The 14,966-nt window shown below is 71.9% G+C and carries 15 protein-coding genes, 1 tRNA gene and 1 pseudogene; 7 read left to right on the top strand and 10 right to left on the bottom strand.

Annotation, left to right across the window (positions count from 1 at the left end; all coding sequences use genetic code 11):
* Nucleotides 1-84: 84 nt before the first annotated feature.
* Both groL and AC1QRC_RS05665 read right to left on the bottom strand, forming a co-directional pair.
* On the bottom strand, nt 85-1,710 hold the full coding sequence (gene groL / locus AC1QRC_RS05670) for a chaperonin GroEL (RefSeq protein WP_484205823.1): 1,626 nt from the start codon (nt 1,708-1,710) through the stop codon (nt 85-87).
* A 187-nt stretch (nt 1,711-1,897) separates the two neighbouring features.
* Entirely contained in the window at nt 1,898-2,743 is an 846-nt protein-coding gene (locus AC1QRC_RS05665) for an MBL fold metallo-hydrolase (RefSeq protein WP_484205822.1), read from the bottom strand.
* A 121-nt stretch (nt 2,744-2,864) separates the two neighbouring features.
* Here AC1QRC_RS05665 and AC1QRC_RS05660 point away from each other — a divergent pair, with 121 nt between their 5' ends.
* The 3 genes from AC1QRC_RS05660 to AC1QRC_RS05650 all read left to right on the top strand — a co-directional run bounded on the left by AC1QRC_RS05660 (nt 2,865) and on the right by AC1QRC_RS05650 (nt 4,551).
* Nucleotides 2,865-3,425 carry a toxin-antitoxin system HicB family antitoxin gene (locus AC1QRC_RS05660; protein WP_484205821.1) on the top strand — a complete coding sequence of 187 codons (561 nt, stop codon included), beginning with the start codon at nt 2,865-2,867 and terminating at the stop codon, nt 3,423-3,425.
* A 47-nt stretch (nt 3,426-3,472) separates the two neighbouring features.
* Nucleotides 3,473-4,339: a DUF4097 family beta strand repeat-containing protein gene (locus tag AC1QRC_RS05655; protein WP_484205820.1), complete on the top strand. Its 867-nt coding sequence runs from the start codon at nt 3,473-3,475 to the stop codon at nt 4,337-4,339.
* A 62-nt stretch (nt 4,340-4,401) separates the two neighbouring features.
* Nucleotides 4,402-4,551: a hypothetical protein gene (locus AC1QRC_RS05650; RefSeq protein WP_484205819.1), complete on the top strand. Its 150-nt coding sequence runs from the start codon at nt 4,402-4,404 to the stop codon at nt 4,549-4,551.
* Between the two features lie 95 nt (nt 4,552-4,646).
* On the opposite strand, the pseudogene AC1QRC_RS05645 reads toward AC1QRC_RS05650, so the two are convergent.
* Nucleotides 4,647-4,939 (bottom strand): annotated as a pseudogene (locus AC1QRC_RS05645) (DUF3263 domain-containing protein).
* Nucleotides 4,940-5,038: 99 nt separating this feature from the next.
* Here AC1QRC_RS05645 and AC1QRC_RS05640 point away from each other — a divergent pair.
* Together AC1QRC_RS05640 and AC1QRC_RS05635 are read left to right on the top strand one after the other, a co-directional pair.
* Nucleotides 5,039-5,725 carry a uracil-DNA glycosylase gene (locus AC1QRC_RS05640; RefSeq protein WP_484205818.1) on the top strand — a complete coding sequence of 229 codons (687 nt, stop codon included), beginning with the start codon at nt 5,039-5,041 and terminating at the stop codon, nt 5,723-5,725.
* 52 nt (nt 5,726-5,777) lie between these two features.
* Nucleotides 5,778-6,626: an SGNH/GDSL hydrolase family protein gene (locus AC1QRC_RS05635; protein WP_484205817.1), complete on the top strand. Its 849-nt coding sequence runs from the start codon at nt 5,778-5,780 to the stop codon at nt 6,624-6,626.
* 55 nt (nt 6,627-6,681) lie between these two features.
* On the opposite strand, the gene AC1QRC_RS05630 is transcribed toward AC1QRC_RS05635, so the two are convergent.
* From AC1QRC_RS05630 to AC1QRC_RS05615, 4 genes are read right to left on the bottom strand one after another with little or no spacing between them, the layout of a single operon-like run.
* Nucleotides 6,682-7,743 carry an ABC transporter ATP-binding protein gene (locus AC1QRC_RS05630; RefSeq protein ID WP_484205816.1) on the bottom strand — a complete coding sequence of 354 codons (1,062 nt, stop codon included), beginning with the start codon at nt 7,741-7,743 and terminating at the stop codon, nt 6,682-6,684.
* A complete protein-coding gene (locus AC1QRC_RS05625) occupies nt 7,740-8,552 on the bottom strand; it encodes an ABC transporter permease (RefSeq protein WP_484205815.1) in 813 nt (270 codons plus the stop codon). The genes AC1QRC_RS05630 and AC1QRC_RS05625 overlap by 4 nt, the downstream gene beginning before the upstream one ends.
* Nucleotides 8,539-9,336 (bottom strand): molybdate ABC transporter substrate-binding protein, encoded by a 798-nt coding sequence (gene modA, locus AC1QRC_RS05620; protein WP_484205814.1) that lies wholly within the window; start codon nt 9,334-9,336, stop codon nt 8,539-8,541. Before modA ends, AC1QRC_RS05625 begins: the two co-directional genes overlap by 14 nt.
* A 7-nt stretch (nt 9,337-9,343) precedes the next feature.
* Nucleotides 9,344-9,739 carry a TOBE domain-containing protein gene (locus AC1QRC_RS05615; protein WP_484205813.1) on the bottom strand — a complete coding sequence of 132 codons (396 nt, stop codon included), beginning with the start codon at nt 9,737-9,739 and terminating at the stop codon, nt 9,344-9,346.
* Nucleotides 9,740-9,807: 68 nt separating this feature from the next.
* Here AC1QRC_RS05615 and AC1QRC_RS05610 point away from each other — a divergent pair, with 68 nt between their 5' ends.
* Both AC1QRC_RS05610 and AC1QRC_RS05605 read left to right on the top strand, forming a co-directional pair.
* Nucleotides 9,808-10,956 (top strand): acyl-CoA dehydrogenase family protein, encoded by a 1,149-nt coding sequence (locus AC1QRC_RS05610; RefSeq protein ID WP_484205812.1) that lies wholly within the window; start codon nt 9,808-9,810, stop codon nt 10,954-10,956.
* Between the two features lie 28 nt (nt 10,957-10,984).
* Nucleotides 10,985-11,749, top strand: coding sequence for an SDR family NAD(P)-dependent oxidoreductase (locus AC1QRC_RS05605; RefSeq protein WP_484205811.1), 765 nt, complete (start codon nt 10,985-10,987; stop codon nt 11,747-11,749).
* A 13-nt stretch (nt 11,750-11,762) separates the two neighbouring features.
* Here AC1QRC_RS05605 and AC1QRC_RS05600 read toward each other — a convergent pair.
* The 3 genes from AC1QRC_RS05600 to AC1QRC_RS05590 form a co-directional block, all read right to left on the bottom strand.
* Nucleotides 11,763-11,835: transfer RNA gene (locus tag AC1QRC_RS05600), tRNA-Thr, on the bottom strand.
* 119 nt (nt 11,836-11,954) lie between these two features.
* Nucleotides 11,955-12,911, bottom strand: a complete 957-nt coding sequence (locus tag AC1QRC_RS05595; protein ID WP_484205810.1) for a transglycosylase family protein — start codon at nt 12,909-12,911, stop codon at nt 11,955-11,957.
* A 235-nt stretch (nt 12,912-13,146) separates the two neighbouring features.
* A complete protein-coding gene (locus AC1QRC_RS05590; protein ID WP_484205809.1) occupies nt 13,147-14,898 on the bottom strand; it encodes a serine/threonine-protein kinase in 1,752 nt (583 codons plus the stop codon).
* Nucleotides 14,899-14,966 lie beyond the last annotated feature (68 nt).

Below are 14,966 nucleotides of genomic sequence, written 5' to 3'. Positions count from 1 at the left end.
GTATGACACCCGGGTATGACAACGGGGCGGCCCCCCTTTGAAAGGGGACCGCCCCGCCGCGTGGTCCGCGAGGAACGCGGTGGATCAGAAGTCCATGCCACCCATGCCGCCGTCGGCGCCGGCCGGCATGGCCGGGGCCTTCTCCGGCTTGTCGGCGATGACGGCCTCGGTCGTCAGGAACAGGGCCGCGATGGAGGCCGCGTTCTGCAGCGCCGAGCGGGTCACCTTCACCGGGTCGGCGACGCCGAAGCCCAGCATGTCGCCGTACTCACCGGTGGCGGCGTTCAGGCCGTGGCCCGGGGTCAGGTTCTTCACCTTCTCCGCCACGACACCGCCCTCCAGGCCACCGTTCACGGCGATCTGCTTCAGCGGGGCCTCGATGGCGATGCGCACCAGGTTGGCACCGGTGGCCTCGTCACCCTCCAGGGACAGGCCCTCGAGCGCGGTGGACGCCTGGATCAGGGCGACACCACCGCCGGCGACGATGCCCTCCTCGACCGCAGCCTTGGCGTTGCGGACGGCGTCCTCGATGCGGTGCTTGCGCTCCTTGAGCTCGACCTCGGTCGCCGCGCCGGCCTTGATGACCGCCACGCCGCCGGCCAGCTTGGCCAGCCGCTCCTGCAGCTTCTCGCGGTCGTAGTCGGAGTCGCTGTTCTCGATCTCGGCGCGGATCTGGCTGACCCGGCCAGCGATCTGGTCGGCGTCACCGGCACCCTCGACGATGGTGGTCTCGTCCTTGGTCACGACGACCTTGCGGGCCTGGCCGAGCATGTCGAGCTCGGTGGTCTCCAGCTTCAGGCCGACCTCCTCGGAGATGACCTGGCCACCGGTGAGGATGGCGATGTCGGCCAGCATGGCCTTGCGGCGGTCACCGAAACCGGGGGCCTTGACGGCCACCGACTTGAAGTTGCCGCGGATCTTGTTGACGACGAGCGTGGACAGCGCCTCGCCCTCGACGTCCTCGGCGATGATGACCAGCGGCTTGCCGGACTGCATGACCTTCTCCAGCACCGGCAGCAGGTCCTTGATGGCGCCGATCTTGGAGTTGACCACGAGGATGTAGGGGTCCTCCAGGACCGTCTCCATGCGCTCGGTGTCGGTCACGAAGTACATCGAGATGTAGCCCTTGTCGAAGCGCATGCCCTCGGTGAGCTCGAGCTCCAGGCCGAAGGTCTGGGACTCCTCGACGGTGATGACACCCTCGTTGCCGACCTTGTCCATCGCCTCGGCGATCATGTCGCCGATCTCGTTGTCGGCGGCGGAGATGGAGGCGGACTGGGCGATCTGCTCCTTGGTCTCGACCTCCTTGGCCTGGGTCAGCAGCTCCTCGCTGACCGCGGCGACGGCAGTCTCGATGCCGCGCTTGAGGGCCATCGGGTTGGCGCCGGCGGCCACGTTGCGCAGGCCCTCGCGGACCATGGCCTGGGCCAGGACGGTCGCGGTGGTGGTGCCGTCACCGGCGACGTCGTCGGTCTTCTTGGCGACCTCCTTGACCAGCTCGGCGCCGATCTTCTCGTAGGGGTCCTCGAGCTCGATCTCCTTGGCGATGCTCACACCATCGTTGGTGATGGTGGGGGCGCCCCACTTCTTCTCGAGCACGACATTGCGGCCCTTGGGGCCCAAGGTCACCTTCACGGCGTCGGCAAGGGTGTTCATGCCCTTCTCGAGCCCGCGGCGAGCCTCCTCGTCGAAAGCAATGGTCTTGGCCATTCGGGTGGTTCCTCCCACACGCTGAACGGGTTGGGGACCGGCCGGTCGCCCGCGACGGACGGCCGTGGCGGGACGGGCTCACGTCGCCCGACCGCACACGCCCTCGACAGGACGGTCACTGTTATCACTCGGGTGTCCCGAGTGCTAGGACCATGATTAGCACTCGGACCCCCTGAGTGCAAATGCATCAGCGGTGGAGGCGGCCCGTCTCCAGGGCCCGGACGGCGGCGTCGCGCAGCGTGGCGTCCTGCAGCCCCAGGCCCCGGGTCTTGGCCACGAGCGCGTCAACCTCCCGCACCCCGGTCCCGAGCGCCTCGGAGAGCGCAGCCCCCAGGGCCTCCAGCGTGGCCTGTTGGGCAGCGACGAAGTCGGGCCCGACGACCTCTCCGTGCCCCGGCACGTGGACCGTGGCGTCCGCGACCTGCGGCAGCCGACGCAGCCGCGCCAGGGTCGCGGCCCACTCCAGCGGGTAGGAGTCGTCCATCGCCGGATCCGCACCCTGCTCGACCAGGTCCGCCCAGAAGACCACGCCCGCGTCCGGCACCGACACGACGAGGTCATGGTTGGTGTGACCACGCCCCCCGTGGTGCAGATGCACGGCGCGGCCCCCCAGGTCCAGGGCGGTGTCCTCCTCGATGAGGTAGAAGGGCAGCACCACCTCGGTGTCCAGGTAGGTCTGCGCCAGCGCCTCCCGGTCGGTGCGCCGCAGGTGCGCCACCACCTGCTCCCGCTGGTGCTCGGCGGTGCTGCGCAGGTCCTCCACGGCGTCGGCGTGGGCGTAGATCTGCGAGTCGCGGAAGGCCACGTTGCCGAAGCAGTGGTCATAGTGCGCGTGGGTGTTGACCACGACCTGCTCCAGGTCGGTCACCTGCCGGACCGCCGCCGCGAGCTCGCGCCCCCGCTCCGCCGTACTGCGGGTGTCGATCACCAGCGCGCGCTCCTGGCCCACCACCAGGCCGCAGTTCAGCTCCAACTCCTCGTGGTGGCGCAGATAGACCCCTGGAGCGAGCTCGCGCCAGGTGGTCTCAGGCATGCCTCCAGGGTAGGCGGTCCCGGTGAGGAGCCACCGGCCGACACCACCCGCCGCCCGGGTGACGACAGATTGACATCATTTTGGTGTTGACATGACACCACAGTGGTGTCACAGTGGAGTCATGGAACTCAGCACCTACATCGCCCGGCTCCGCCAGGAGGTCACCGCAGCCACCGAGCTCGGCGGCCCCGACGTGGTCGCAGGCGCCGACCGCCTGCTGCTGGCCCTCGAGCCGGCAGTCCGCCTCACCCTCCTTGAGGCGATCACCGACGCCGCGGCCGAGATCAGCGCGGAGCTCCCGACGGGCAGCGTCGACACCCGCCTGCGTGGCCGCGACGTGGAGTTCGTCCTCGAGTCGGTCGGCGCGCCCCAGGGTGAGCCGGAGCAGCTCGGCCCGGAGGACGTCGAACCGGAGGAATCTGCTGCGCAGGTGCGGATCACGCTCCGACTTCCGGAGAGCCTGAAGGCGCGCGCCGAGGAGTTGGCCGCAGACACCGGGGTGTCCCTCAACAGCTGGCTCGTCGAGGCGGTCCGCGGTGCGACACGGGGCAACCGGATCCACCTGGATGGTCGCGGCTGGAGCGTGGACCTTCCCAACATCGCCGGCTTCGGTCCGCCCTCCCCGCCCACTCCCCCCGGCAAGCCCGGGGGGCGGGGCCGCCGGATGACTGGCTGGGCCTGACCCAGCCCCTTGACACCACCCTGACATCACAGAGACGAGGAACTCCCATGAACCGCACGTTCAGCACCCCCGAGCCTGTCCTCCTGCACCTGGAGATCGGCGCCGGTGACATCACCGTCCGCTCCGGTGACACCATGGAGACCACCGTGGAGGTCACCGGCCGCCTGGCCGACGAGACCCGGATCGAGCAGGACGGGCGGACCATCTCGGTGATCGGCCCCAAGCAGCGCGGCGGGCTGTTCTTCGGCAGCGCCTCGCTGCGCGTCACCGCCACGCTTCCCGCTGGCAGCGACCTGAGCGCCGTGCTCGGATCGGCGGACCTGCGGGCCACCGGCCCGGTCGGCGGTGTCACCCTGCGCACCGGCTCGGGCGACGTCACCCTGGAGCAGGTGGGTGCCGCCGAGCTCACCGCGGGATCCGGCGACGTGCGCATCGACGGCGTCGCCGACGGACTGACCGCCAAGTCGGGCTCCGGCAACCTCACCGTCGGCCGCCTCGGGGGCGTCTCCCAGACCGTCAGCGGCAGCGGCGACCTCACCGTGCAGCGCTTCGTCGGCACGCTGCAGGCCAAGTCCGGATCGGGAGACGTCACGGTGCACGATGCCTCCGGAGAGCTGTCCACCACGACCGCGAGCGGCGACACCCAGGTGCACCTGGTGCGCCTCGGGACCACCCAGGTGCGCAGCGCCTCGGGTGACATCACCGTCGGCGTGCTGGCCGGCACGCCGGTCTGGACCGACCTGAACACCGTGTCCGGCAGCGTGCGCTCGGACCTGCAGAGCCTGGGCGAGCCCGCCGAGGGCCAGGACTACGTCGAGCTGCGCACCCGCACCGTCAGCGGCGACGTCGTCGTCCGCCACGTCCCCGGCCCCACGGATCGCGACGAGGCGCCGGCCGACCGCGACGCGAGCTGACGACATACCTGCCCCTCCCCACACGAGACCAACCCACACCTCACCCACCCAAGGAGATCCCGATGTTCCACATGATGAATGCCGACCTCGCCCGCGACCAGGCCCGGGAGCGCACCCACGACCTGGAGCGTGACAACGCCAGGGCACTGAGCCGCAACCCGTTGGCCCAGAGCGGCACCTCCGCCTTCGCGGGCCGCCGCGCCCGCCGCTAAGACCAGCGACACGTCCCGGCGGTATGCAGAGGCGGGACCACCCAGTGGGTGGTCCCGCCTCGTCCGTCGGTGGGGATGCCGGTAGCGGCGTCGCCTCAGAGCTCGAAGCCGAGCCGGCGCGCCGACGCGGGTCTTCTGCCGCTGGGCCGCGCATCCGCCGCAGCCGCTTGATCAGCATCGGGTCGTGCGCCAGCGCGGCCGGGGAGTCCACCAGCTGGTTCAGCACCTGGTAGTAGCGGGTGGCGCTCATGTCGAACAGGTCCTTGATGGCCTGCTCCTTGGCCCCGGCGTACTTCCACCACTGCCGCTCGAAGTCGATGATCTTGCGATCCCGGTCGCTGAGCTCGGCGGCCGGCGACGCGGTGTCGGCCTCGGGCGCTGCTCCCATGGGTGGTCCCTCCTCGGTGGCGACTGCTCGGGCCACTCTACGCAATGAATCACACCCTTGTCATTACGGCGGTCCGTGGGCACGTCATACAGTGCCGGTGTGATCCCGGAGGCCGCCGCACCCCTGACCGATCTGGTCCACCCGACGTGGGCAGAGGCCCTGGCGCCGGCCGCCCCCGCGGTGGCCGAGTTGGGCCGCTTCCTGCGGGCGGAGGTGGCCGCCGGACGGGGCTATCTGCCCGCCGGACCCCACATCCTCCGGGCCTTCCAGCAGCCGCTCGACGGGGTCCGGGTGCTCATCGTGGGGCAGGATCCCTACCCCACGGCGGGCCACGCGGTCGGCCTGTCCTTCGCGGTGGCCCCGGACGTGCGCCCGATCCCGCGGAGCCTGCAGAACATCTACGCCGAGCTGACCGACGACCTCGGGGTGGCGCTGCCCAGCACCGGGGACCTCTCGCCGTGGGCCGAGCGGGGGGTGCTCCTGCTGAACCGGGTGCTCACCGTGCGGCCGGGCGCCCCGGCCAGTCACCGGGGCAAGGGCTGGGAGCAACTGACCGACCTGGCCATCGCGGCGCTGGCACGGCGGGGCGGCCCGCTCGTCGCGATCCTGTGGGGACGGGACGCCCGGACCCTGGCGGGCTCGCTGGGCGACGTGCCCATCATCCAGAGCGCCCACCCCTCACCGCTGTCGGCCCGCGGGGGCTTCTTCGGGTCCAAGCCGTTCAGCCGGGCCAACGAGCTGCTCGTCCGACAGGGCGGGCGAGCGCTCGACTGGTCCCTACCCTGACCCCGCCACCCACCAACTTACCGACAGGTAACATCGAGGCATGGAGGAAGCGATGGCGCAGCAGCCCACGACCAGCCCACCGACCGGCCCCGGCCGCTCGGGGAGCATCCGCCCGGAGCCCCGTGCCTGGCCGCGGTACGTGGCCGTCGGCGACTCCTTCACCGAGGGGATGAGCGATGCCGATCCCACCTCCGAGGACAGCTACATCGGGTGGGCCGACCGGCTGGCGGCGCTGCTCTCGGCCCACTCGGAGGAGTTCAGCTATGCCAACGTGGCCATCCGGGGGCGCAAGATCGACGACATCACCACCCGGCAGGTGGAGGCGGCCCTGGCCCTGCGGCCCGACCTGGTGAGCATCGTCGGTGGCGGCAACGACATCCTGCGCCCGAAGGCCGATGTCGACGCGCTCGCCGACCAGCTCGAGTCGGCGGTGCAGCGACTGCGGGCCTCCGGGGCCGATGTCCTCATGGCGACGCCGACCGACCCGGTGGGCGCACCGATCATCGAGCGGGTGCGCCCACGGGCGGCCGTGCTCCTCGCCCACATCTGGACCATCGCCGAACGCCACGGCTGCTTCGTGCTCAACCAGTGGTCCCTCGACTTCCTCCGGGACTGGCGCATGTGGGCCCCCGACCGGATCCACATGACCGAGGAGGGCCATCGCCGGGTGGCACTCGCCGCCTACGAGACGCTCGGCCACGCCCCGGACGAGGCGGACTGGCGCGTGCCCCTGCCCCCGCAGCCCAAGCCGGGACGCATCGACGCGCTGCGGGACAACGCGACGTGGGCCCGTGAGTACGCCGCCCCGTGGGTGCAACGCCGGCTGCAGGGTCGCTCCTCCGGGGACGGCGTGGAGCCCAAGCGCCCCTCCCTGAGCCCTCCCCCCGAGCTGCCGCAGTAGCGGCACCCGCCTTCGGCATACGGGTGGGCCCGGCGGCTGCCCTTTCCGTATGCCGTCAGGCGCGATAGACGTGGGCCTCGGTCGCCTTGAAGGACACCCACACCGGGGAGCCCAGCGTGAGGTCCAACTCGGCCACCGCCAGCGCGGTGACGTCGGCCAACACCGTCGGGTGGCCCGGGGCGACCACCTGCACCCGCACGGTGTGGGCGTGCTGCTCCAGGCTCTCCAGCCGGCCCTGCCACACGTTGCGGGCCGACCCCTCGGGCCGGCGCTGGTGCAGGGTCACTGCCGCCGGAGGGAAACTCACCAGGACGGAGCCGTGCGCGGGCTCGGCGATGTGCAGCTGCCCACCGCCCTCGACCTCCACGATCAGGTCGTGCGCGGTGCCCCGGTGCAGGTTCAACCCGACGAGGCTCGCGACATACTCGGTGCGCGGGGCCCGGGCCACCTCCGCCGGCGGTCCGTCCTGCACGACGCGGCCGCCCTCCAACACCACGATCCGGTGCGCCAGGGCCATCGCGTCGAGCGGGTCGTGGGTCACCAGGACGGTGGCTCCGTCGTAGGCCGCCAGGTGCCGGGCCAGCTCGGCCCGCACCTCCATCCGGGTGCCGGCGTCCAGCGCCGCGAGGGGCTCGTCCAGCAGGAGCAGCCGGGGGTGCGTGGCCAGTGCCCGCGCCAGGGCCACACGCTGGGCCTGGCCGCCGGAGAGCGCACCCGGTCGGGAGCCGGCGTGCTCGGCGACCCCCACCCGGGAGAGCCACTCCCGCGCCATGGCCCGCGCCACCGCGCGGGGGGCTCCGGTCGCGCGGGGTCCGAACGCGACGTTCTCCAGCGCCGTCAGGTGGGGGAAGAGCAGGTAGTCCTGGAAGACCATCCCGACCTCCCGGCGCTCGGTCGGCACGAAGCTGCCGGTGGCCGGGTCGTCCACCGCCCGGTCGCCGAGCCGGACCGACCCGGAGCCCAACCGCAGCAATCCCGCCAGGACGTGTAGCGCCGTGGTCTTGCCGGCCCCATTGGGCCCGATCAGCGCCACGATCTCCCCGGAGCCCACGGCGAGGTCCAGGGCGAGCTCGAACGCTCCCCGTTGGACCTCCAGCCGGGCCTGCAAGCCGCTCACGACGCTGCCCCCGCGACCCACCGGCCGCGCAGGCTGACCAGCACGACGACGGAGACGAGCAGCAGCACCAGGGCGAGCACGATCGCGGCCTCGGGGTCCGACTCAAGCGCCAGGTAGACCGCGAGCGGCATGGTCCGGGTCACCCCGGGGAAGTTGCCGGCGAAGGTGATGGTGGCGCCGAATTCCCCCAGCGCGCGGGCGAAGCACAGCACCGCCCCGGCCGAGATGCCCGGAGCGACCAGCGGCAGGGTGACCCGCCGGAAGGTCAGCCAGCGCCCCGCACCGAGGGTGGCCGCGGCGTCCTCGTAGCGTCGGTCCGCCCCCCGCAGTGCGCCCTCGACCGCAATCACCAGGAAGGGCATCGCCACGAAGGCCTGCGAGAGGACGACGGCCGTCGTGGTGAAGGGCAGGCTGACCCCGAACCACTCGTAGAGGTACTGCCCGATCAGGCCCCGGCGCCCCAGCAGCAGCAACAGGGCAACACCGCCGACGACCGGCGGCAGCACCAGGGGCAGGGTGAGCAGCGCCCGGACCACCCGAATCCCCGGGACCGTGGCCCGCGCCAGCACCCACGCCAGTGGGACGCCGAGGACCAGGCAGATCCCCGTCGCCACGACGGCGGAGAGGAGGGAGAGACGCAGCGCCTCCAGCACCGCTGGCCGGGCCAGGTGCTCCCCCAGGTCCGCCCAGGGCGTCCGGACCAGCAGCCCCGCGAGGGGCAGGACGAGGAAGAGCAGGCCGAGGGCGGCCGGGAGCAGGAGGACCGGCGGGATGCCGGTCCCCCGCCCCCGCGGCTCAGGGGAGGTCAAAACCGGCGTCGCCCAGCACCGAGCGGCCCGCCTCGGAGAGCACGAAGTCCAGGAAAGCCTGGCCGGCAGCGCCGTTCGGTGCGTCGGTGAGCAGCACGATCGGGTAGTCGTTGACCGCTTCCTCGGACTCGGGGAAGTCGATGCCCTCGACCGCGTCGCCGGCCACCAGCACGTCGGTGCGGTAGACCAGCGCCGCGTCGACCTCGTCCAACTCCACCTTGGTCAACGTGGCCCGGACGTCCTCCTCGTAGGTGTCCGGGGCCGGCGTGAGCCCGGCCGCCTCGAACACCCTCACCGAGGCCGCACCGCACGGCACCTCCTCGGCGCACAGGGCGATGGTGAGGTCCTCCTTGGTGAAGTCCTCCAGGCCGGTGACGCCCGCGGGGTTGCCCGCGGGCACAGCGATCTGCAACCGGTTGCTCACGAACACGACCGGCTCCCCGTCGGCAAGGTCCTCGTCGGTGACCTGCGTCATCGTGGCCGGGGAGGCGGAGGCGAAGACGTCCACCGGCGCCCCGGAGATGATCTGCTGGGCCAGCGCGGAGCTGCCGGCGAAGTTGAAGGTGACCGACGTGTCCGGGTGCTCTTCCTCGAACTGCTCCCCCAACTCGGTGAAGGTGTCGGTGAGGGAGGCTGCGGCATACACCACGACGTCCCCGGTGACCTCGCCCCCGGCCCCAGCCTCCCCCGTGTCATCGCCACACGCGGCCAGGGTGAGGGCCAGGGCCGGAACCGCGGCCAGAGCGGCGAGTCGGCGAAGGGTGCGGGTGCGGGTGCGGGACATGGTGGCCTCAGCTCTCCGGTGGGATCTCGACGATGACGTGGGTGGCCTTGATGGAGGCGACGGCGACCACGCCGACGTCCAGACCCAGCTCCTGCACCGCCTCGCTGCTCATCAGCGAGACCACGCGGAACGGGCCCGCCTGCATCTCCACCTGGGCCATCACGGTGTCCGCGGTGACCTTGGTGACGATGCCCCGCAACTGGTTGCGGGCCGAGGCGCGCAACCCCGAGTGCTGCTCGGTCGCGAGCTCCTGGGCCAGGGCAGCCAGGTCCGCGCCCTCCACCTGCTGGCGCCCCGAGGCCGAGCGGGACACCGGGAGGCGCCCCTGGTCGGCCCAGCGACGCAGGGTGTCGTCACTGACTCCCAGCAGGGCTGCGGCTTCGCCAATCCTCAAGTGCGGCATGAATGGCACTATATCGCCGATTCTTCGGCTCCTGCACGGGGTGCTGGGCCAGTGGGTACAGTGCGCGCATGCCCGTGCAGCGCCTGATGCCCAGCGAGGAAGCTGGAGATCTCATCGAGTTGGTCCGCGACATCGCCCGGAAGAACCTGTTGCCGCAGGTGGATGCCGCCGAGGCGGCGGGCCGGTTCCCGCGGGAGACCTTCGAACTCCTGGGCGGCGCGGGCCTGCTCTCCCTGCCGTATGCCGAGGAGCTGGGCGGGGGCGGTCAGCCGTACGAGGTCTACCTTCAGGTGGTCGAGGAGATCGCCCACGCCTGGATGTCGGTGGCCGTCGGGGTCTCGGTCCACTCCCTGACCTGCGCGCCGCTGGCCCACTTCGGGACCCCCGAGCAACAGGAGAAGTACCTCACCGGCATGTTGTCCGGCGACCAGCTGGGCGCCTACTGTCTGTCCGAGCCGCAGGCCGGGTCGGACGTCGCCGCCATCCGCACCCGGGCGGTCCCGGCCGACGCCGGCGGCTACCGGATCACCGGCGGCAAGGCCTGGATCTCGCACGCCGGCCACGCCGACTTCTACACCACGTTCGCGCGGACCTCCGACGACGGCGGGCGGGGCCTGAGCTGTTTCCTCGTGCCCGCCGGGGCCGAGGGGCTCAGCTTCGCCGAGCCGGAGCGCAAGATGGGGCTGGACTGCGACACCGTCCGCGAGGTCCTCTTCGACAAGGTCCCCCTGGAGGCCGACCGTCTCGTCGGAGAGCCGGGGCAGGGCATGCAGATCGCCCTGGCCGCCCTGGACTCCGGCCGGCTCGGCATCGCCGCGGCAGCCACCGGGTTGGCGCAGCGGGCGCTCGAGGAGGCCACGGCATACAGCAAGGAGCGCCAGCAGTTCGGCCGCCCCATCGCCGACAACCAGGGTCTGGCCTTCCTGCTCGCGGACATGGCTGCCGCGGTGGGGGCGGCGCGGGCCACCTACCTGCACGCGGCGCGACTCAAGGACGCCGGTCTGCCCCACTCCCAGGAGGCGTCGGTGGCCAAGCTTGTCGCGACGGACGCCGCGATGCGGGTCACGACCGACGCGGTGCAGGTGCTGGGGGGCTACGGCTACACCAAGGACTTCCCGGTCGAGCGCTTCATGCGCGAGGCCAAGGTGACCCAGATCTTCGAGGGCACCAACCAGATCCAGCGCCTGGTCATCTCCCGGCAGCTGCTCAAGGACTGACCCCACCCGAGCGCAGGAGGAACACCCCGTGCAGATCACCGAGAACACCGTCGCCCTGATCACCGGCGGCGCCAGCGGCCTGGGCGAGGCGACGGCCCGTCGCTTCCTGGCCGAGGGCGGCCGTGTCGTCCTGGTCGACCTCCCGGGGGGTCGCGGCGAGGAGCTGGTGTCCGAGCTGGGCGAACGGGCCCGGTTCGCCGCGGCCGACGTGCGTGAGGAGGAGCAGGTGCGGGCCGCGGTCGAGGCTGCCGGCGAGTTCGGCGAGCTCCGGGTCGTGGTGAACTGCGCCGGGGTCGCGACGCCCGGCCGGATCCTGTCCCGCCGCGGCACCCTGTCACTGGACGCCTACCGGGCCGTCGTGGAGATCAACCTGATCGGCACCTTCAACGTGCTGCGCCTGGCAGCCGAGGCGATGGCCGCCCACGAGCCCGTCGACGGTGATCGCGGCGTGGTCCTGATGACGGCGTCCGTGGCGGCGTTCGACGGCCAGATCGGGCAGGCCGCCTACGCCTCGTCCAAGGCAGGTGTGGTGGGGCTGACGCTCACCGCCGCACGCGACCTGGCCGACAAGGGCATCCGGGTCATGACGATCGCCCCCGGCGTCTTCGAGACCCCGATGATGGCCGGGCTGGGTGATGAGGTGCGCTCCTCCCTGGAGGCGCTGGTCCCCCACCCCTCCCGGCTGGGCCGGCCGGAGGAGTACGCCGCGCTCGTCGCGCACATCGTGGACAACCCGCTGCTCAACGGCGAGGTCATCCGGCTCGACGGCGCGCTGCGGATGCCCCCGCGCTAGCGCTGGCTGACGGAGCCCCCGACAGGAGTCGAACCCGCGACCGTCCGCTTACAAGGCGGATGCTCTACCAACTGAGCTACAGGGGCGTATGCCGTCCGTGCGGGCCGAGGGGCCCGGACGGCCGACGACGATGGTACCCAATATGACGAGCGGGCCCGGCGCGGAGAGTCTCCGCACCGGGCCCGGGTTGTCAGCGACCGGGTGGTCAGCCGATGACGTTGTTGTTCAGGTAGGCCTGCAGGGCCGACACGGTCCGGGCGTTCATGTAGGTGGAGCCGTCCCGGGAGATCCCCAGGTAGTCCTGCAGCGCGGCCTGGGACTTCGGGCCCCAGATGCCGTCCGGCGTGGTGCCGACCTTGCGCTGCAGCGCCTTGGTCGTGATCGGGCCGAACTTGCCGTCCTGGGTGGTGCCGACCCACTGCTGGATCGCCACGGTGGTCAGCGGACCGCGGATGCCGTCCTTGACCAGCAGGCGACCGGTGCTGCGCGAGGGCGGGGTGACCACGCGGTCGCTACCCGAGGACAGCACCGAGGTGCTCACGAAGCGACCGTCGGCGATCTTGACCCAGCCGCTGGCCTGGGTGCCGTTCACCTGGGTGCCGGCGGCCAGGGTGCCGACCACGCGGTAGCCGGTGCCCGGCCCGGAGCGGACGTTGACCGCACCGTTGCCCGGGACGTACCGGGTCACCGGGGTGCCGGTCCAGGTGGCCGGCGGGTTGGAGGACGCCGGCGGGGAGGCGGCCGGCGGGTTGGCGGCCGGCGGGGAGCTGACGGGAGCCCCACCGTTCTGACGGGTCAGCCCGGCACGCACCGAGCAGACCGGCCACGCGCCCGGGCCCTGCGAGGCGAGCACCTTCTGGGCGATCGCGATCTGCTGGGACTTGGAGGCCTGGTGGGCGTAGGGGGCGTACTGCTGGCCGCCGTAGCCGACCCAGGTGGGGTGGTAGAACTGCAGGCCGCCGTAGAAACCGTTGCCGGTGTTGATCGACCAGTTGCCACCGGACTCGCACTGGGCGACTCGGTCCCAGACGCCGGAGGCCTGGGCGGCGGGGGCGGTGAGACCCACGCTGGCGATGGCGGCGGCTCCGGCGAGCCCGACCCCGAGGACGCGGCGGCGCCAGGTCGAGGGCATGGAGGCAGAGCGGTGCTGTGCAAGGGCCATGAGGTGGGTTGTCCTTCCGGTCATGGCGGGACCACGCAGGGGACGTGGCCACAAGGGGAGACGGGCAACAAACGCAAACCACCGTACCCAACACTTTTCTGATTGTGGAGTCGTCGAAGCAAAGTCGCAGGTCACAGGCCTGAGTTGACTCTTGACATACCCCCGGTGGGCACCCATTTTGCCGCACCAAGAGGGGCTGTTGGTGTGGGTGGGACGGGTGTGACGTCGTGCCGCGTCAGCTGCGGAAGACCTGGGGGATCAGGTCCCGGAACGGCGCCTCCCCGTCCTGCAGCGGCCACCACGAGACGTCCACCCCGTCCAGGAGCGCCCAGCCCGCCAGTGCGACCCCACCAGCGACCAGGAAGGTGGCGACCACCTGGGTGCCCAGGCCCGCCGGCACCACGGCCCGCAGCACGGTGCGCGACCCGCGCCGCAGCGACAGACCACCAGGGCCCCACCAGGCGATGACGGCCCCCAACAGCGACCCGAGCGCCACCGGGAGCGGGTGCTCGTAGCCCGCGGCGTAGGAGGTGAACTCGGTCAGCACCGTTGCGGTCAGCACCGTGGCCCCGACCCCGATCGCGAGCGGGAGGACGAGCGCCAGCACGGTGAAGAAGGCGGCGAGGATGACGTGCCAGGGACTGGACAGCACGGCCACCGGCAGGTCGGAGCGACGCGGCCCGATCTGGTGGCGTCGGAGCACCAGGGAGGTCACCGCCTGATCGGTCGTCCGGGCCACGAGGGACCAGGTCGCCAGGATCCCCCAGGCCACCAACGGCACGACGGCGGCCAGCCCGACGAACGCGACAAGGCAGGCCGCGATCGTGCCGCTGCGGGTCGGCCGGCCGATCCGCGGGTCACCGGAGACCTGCTGCCCGTACCCGGCGGCATACGGCGAGGTCCCCTGCGGGGGGTATGCCGAGGGGCCGGGTTGGTCGTACCGCACCGGCTGCCCGCGATAGGGGGCCCCCGGTGCGGGGCGGGGTCCCTGCCGATCACCCTGCCGCGCCCCGGCGGGTGGTGCGCTGGGCTGGACCCGCGTCTGGTCGACCGGCTGCACCGTCGTGGGGTCGGCGACCCCCACCGACCACGGGTTCTCCGGCGTGGTGTCCCGCGGTTCGGGCTCGCGCCGCACCTGCTGGGTCAGCGCCATGGTCACCGGACGGTGATCGGCATACAGCTCCAACGCCTGGATCACCTCGTGCGACGGTGGCCGTCGGGAGGGCACCGGGTCCAGGGCCGCCGCCAGCAGCGGCGCCAGTTCAGGATCCACCCCCTCCATCTGACTGCGCCCCCGGATCACCCGGTCCAGCACCACGCTCATGGGCCCGCGGCCGAACGGCGGCTGCCCGGAGTTCGCGAAGGCCAGGGTGGCCGCCCAGCCCCACCAGTCGGTGGCCTCGGTGACCCGGCCCCCCTCGACAACCTCGGGCGAGAGGTACCCGGGGGTGCCCATCACCATCCCCGTCATGGTGAGTCGGACGTCGTCGGCCACCTGGGCGATCCCGAAGTCGATCACGACCGGGTCGTGGCCGACCATCAGCACGTTGCCGGGCTTGAGGTCCCGGTGCACGATCCCCACCTGGTGGATCGCGCTCAGCGCCTCGGCCAGCCCGCGCCCCAGACGGACCAGCCCCTCACCCCGGACGGGGCCGTTCTCGGCGACGACGGTGTCCAGGGGTGCCCCCGGGACGTACTCGGTGACGATGTAGGGCGCCTCCCCCGCGACGTCGGCATCCAGCACCGCGGCCACCCGCGGGTGGTGCACGCGAGACAGCGTGTGCACCTCGCGCTCCAGCCGCTGGCGAGCCGCCGGGTCGTGCGCGATGTGCGGACGGAGCACCTTGATCGCGACCTCGGTGCCGTCGTCCCGGCGGGCCCGGTGGACCACGCCCATCCCGCCCTCGCCAACCTTCGGCCCCAGGGCGTAGCGACCCAGTTGGCGGGGGACCTCTGGTCCCTCCTGCCACGTCTCCTCGGTCGTCATGGTCTCCACGGTATGCGGTCAGCTCCTCCAGGTCTCGTATCTGAGCCGGGTGAACTAGGCTCGGCCAC

This window comes from Ornithinicoccus sp. (assembly GCF_057176825.1).
The sequence above is the reverse complement of the archived record's forward strand: the minus strand, read 5'-3'. Positions and strand labels throughout refer to the sequence as shown.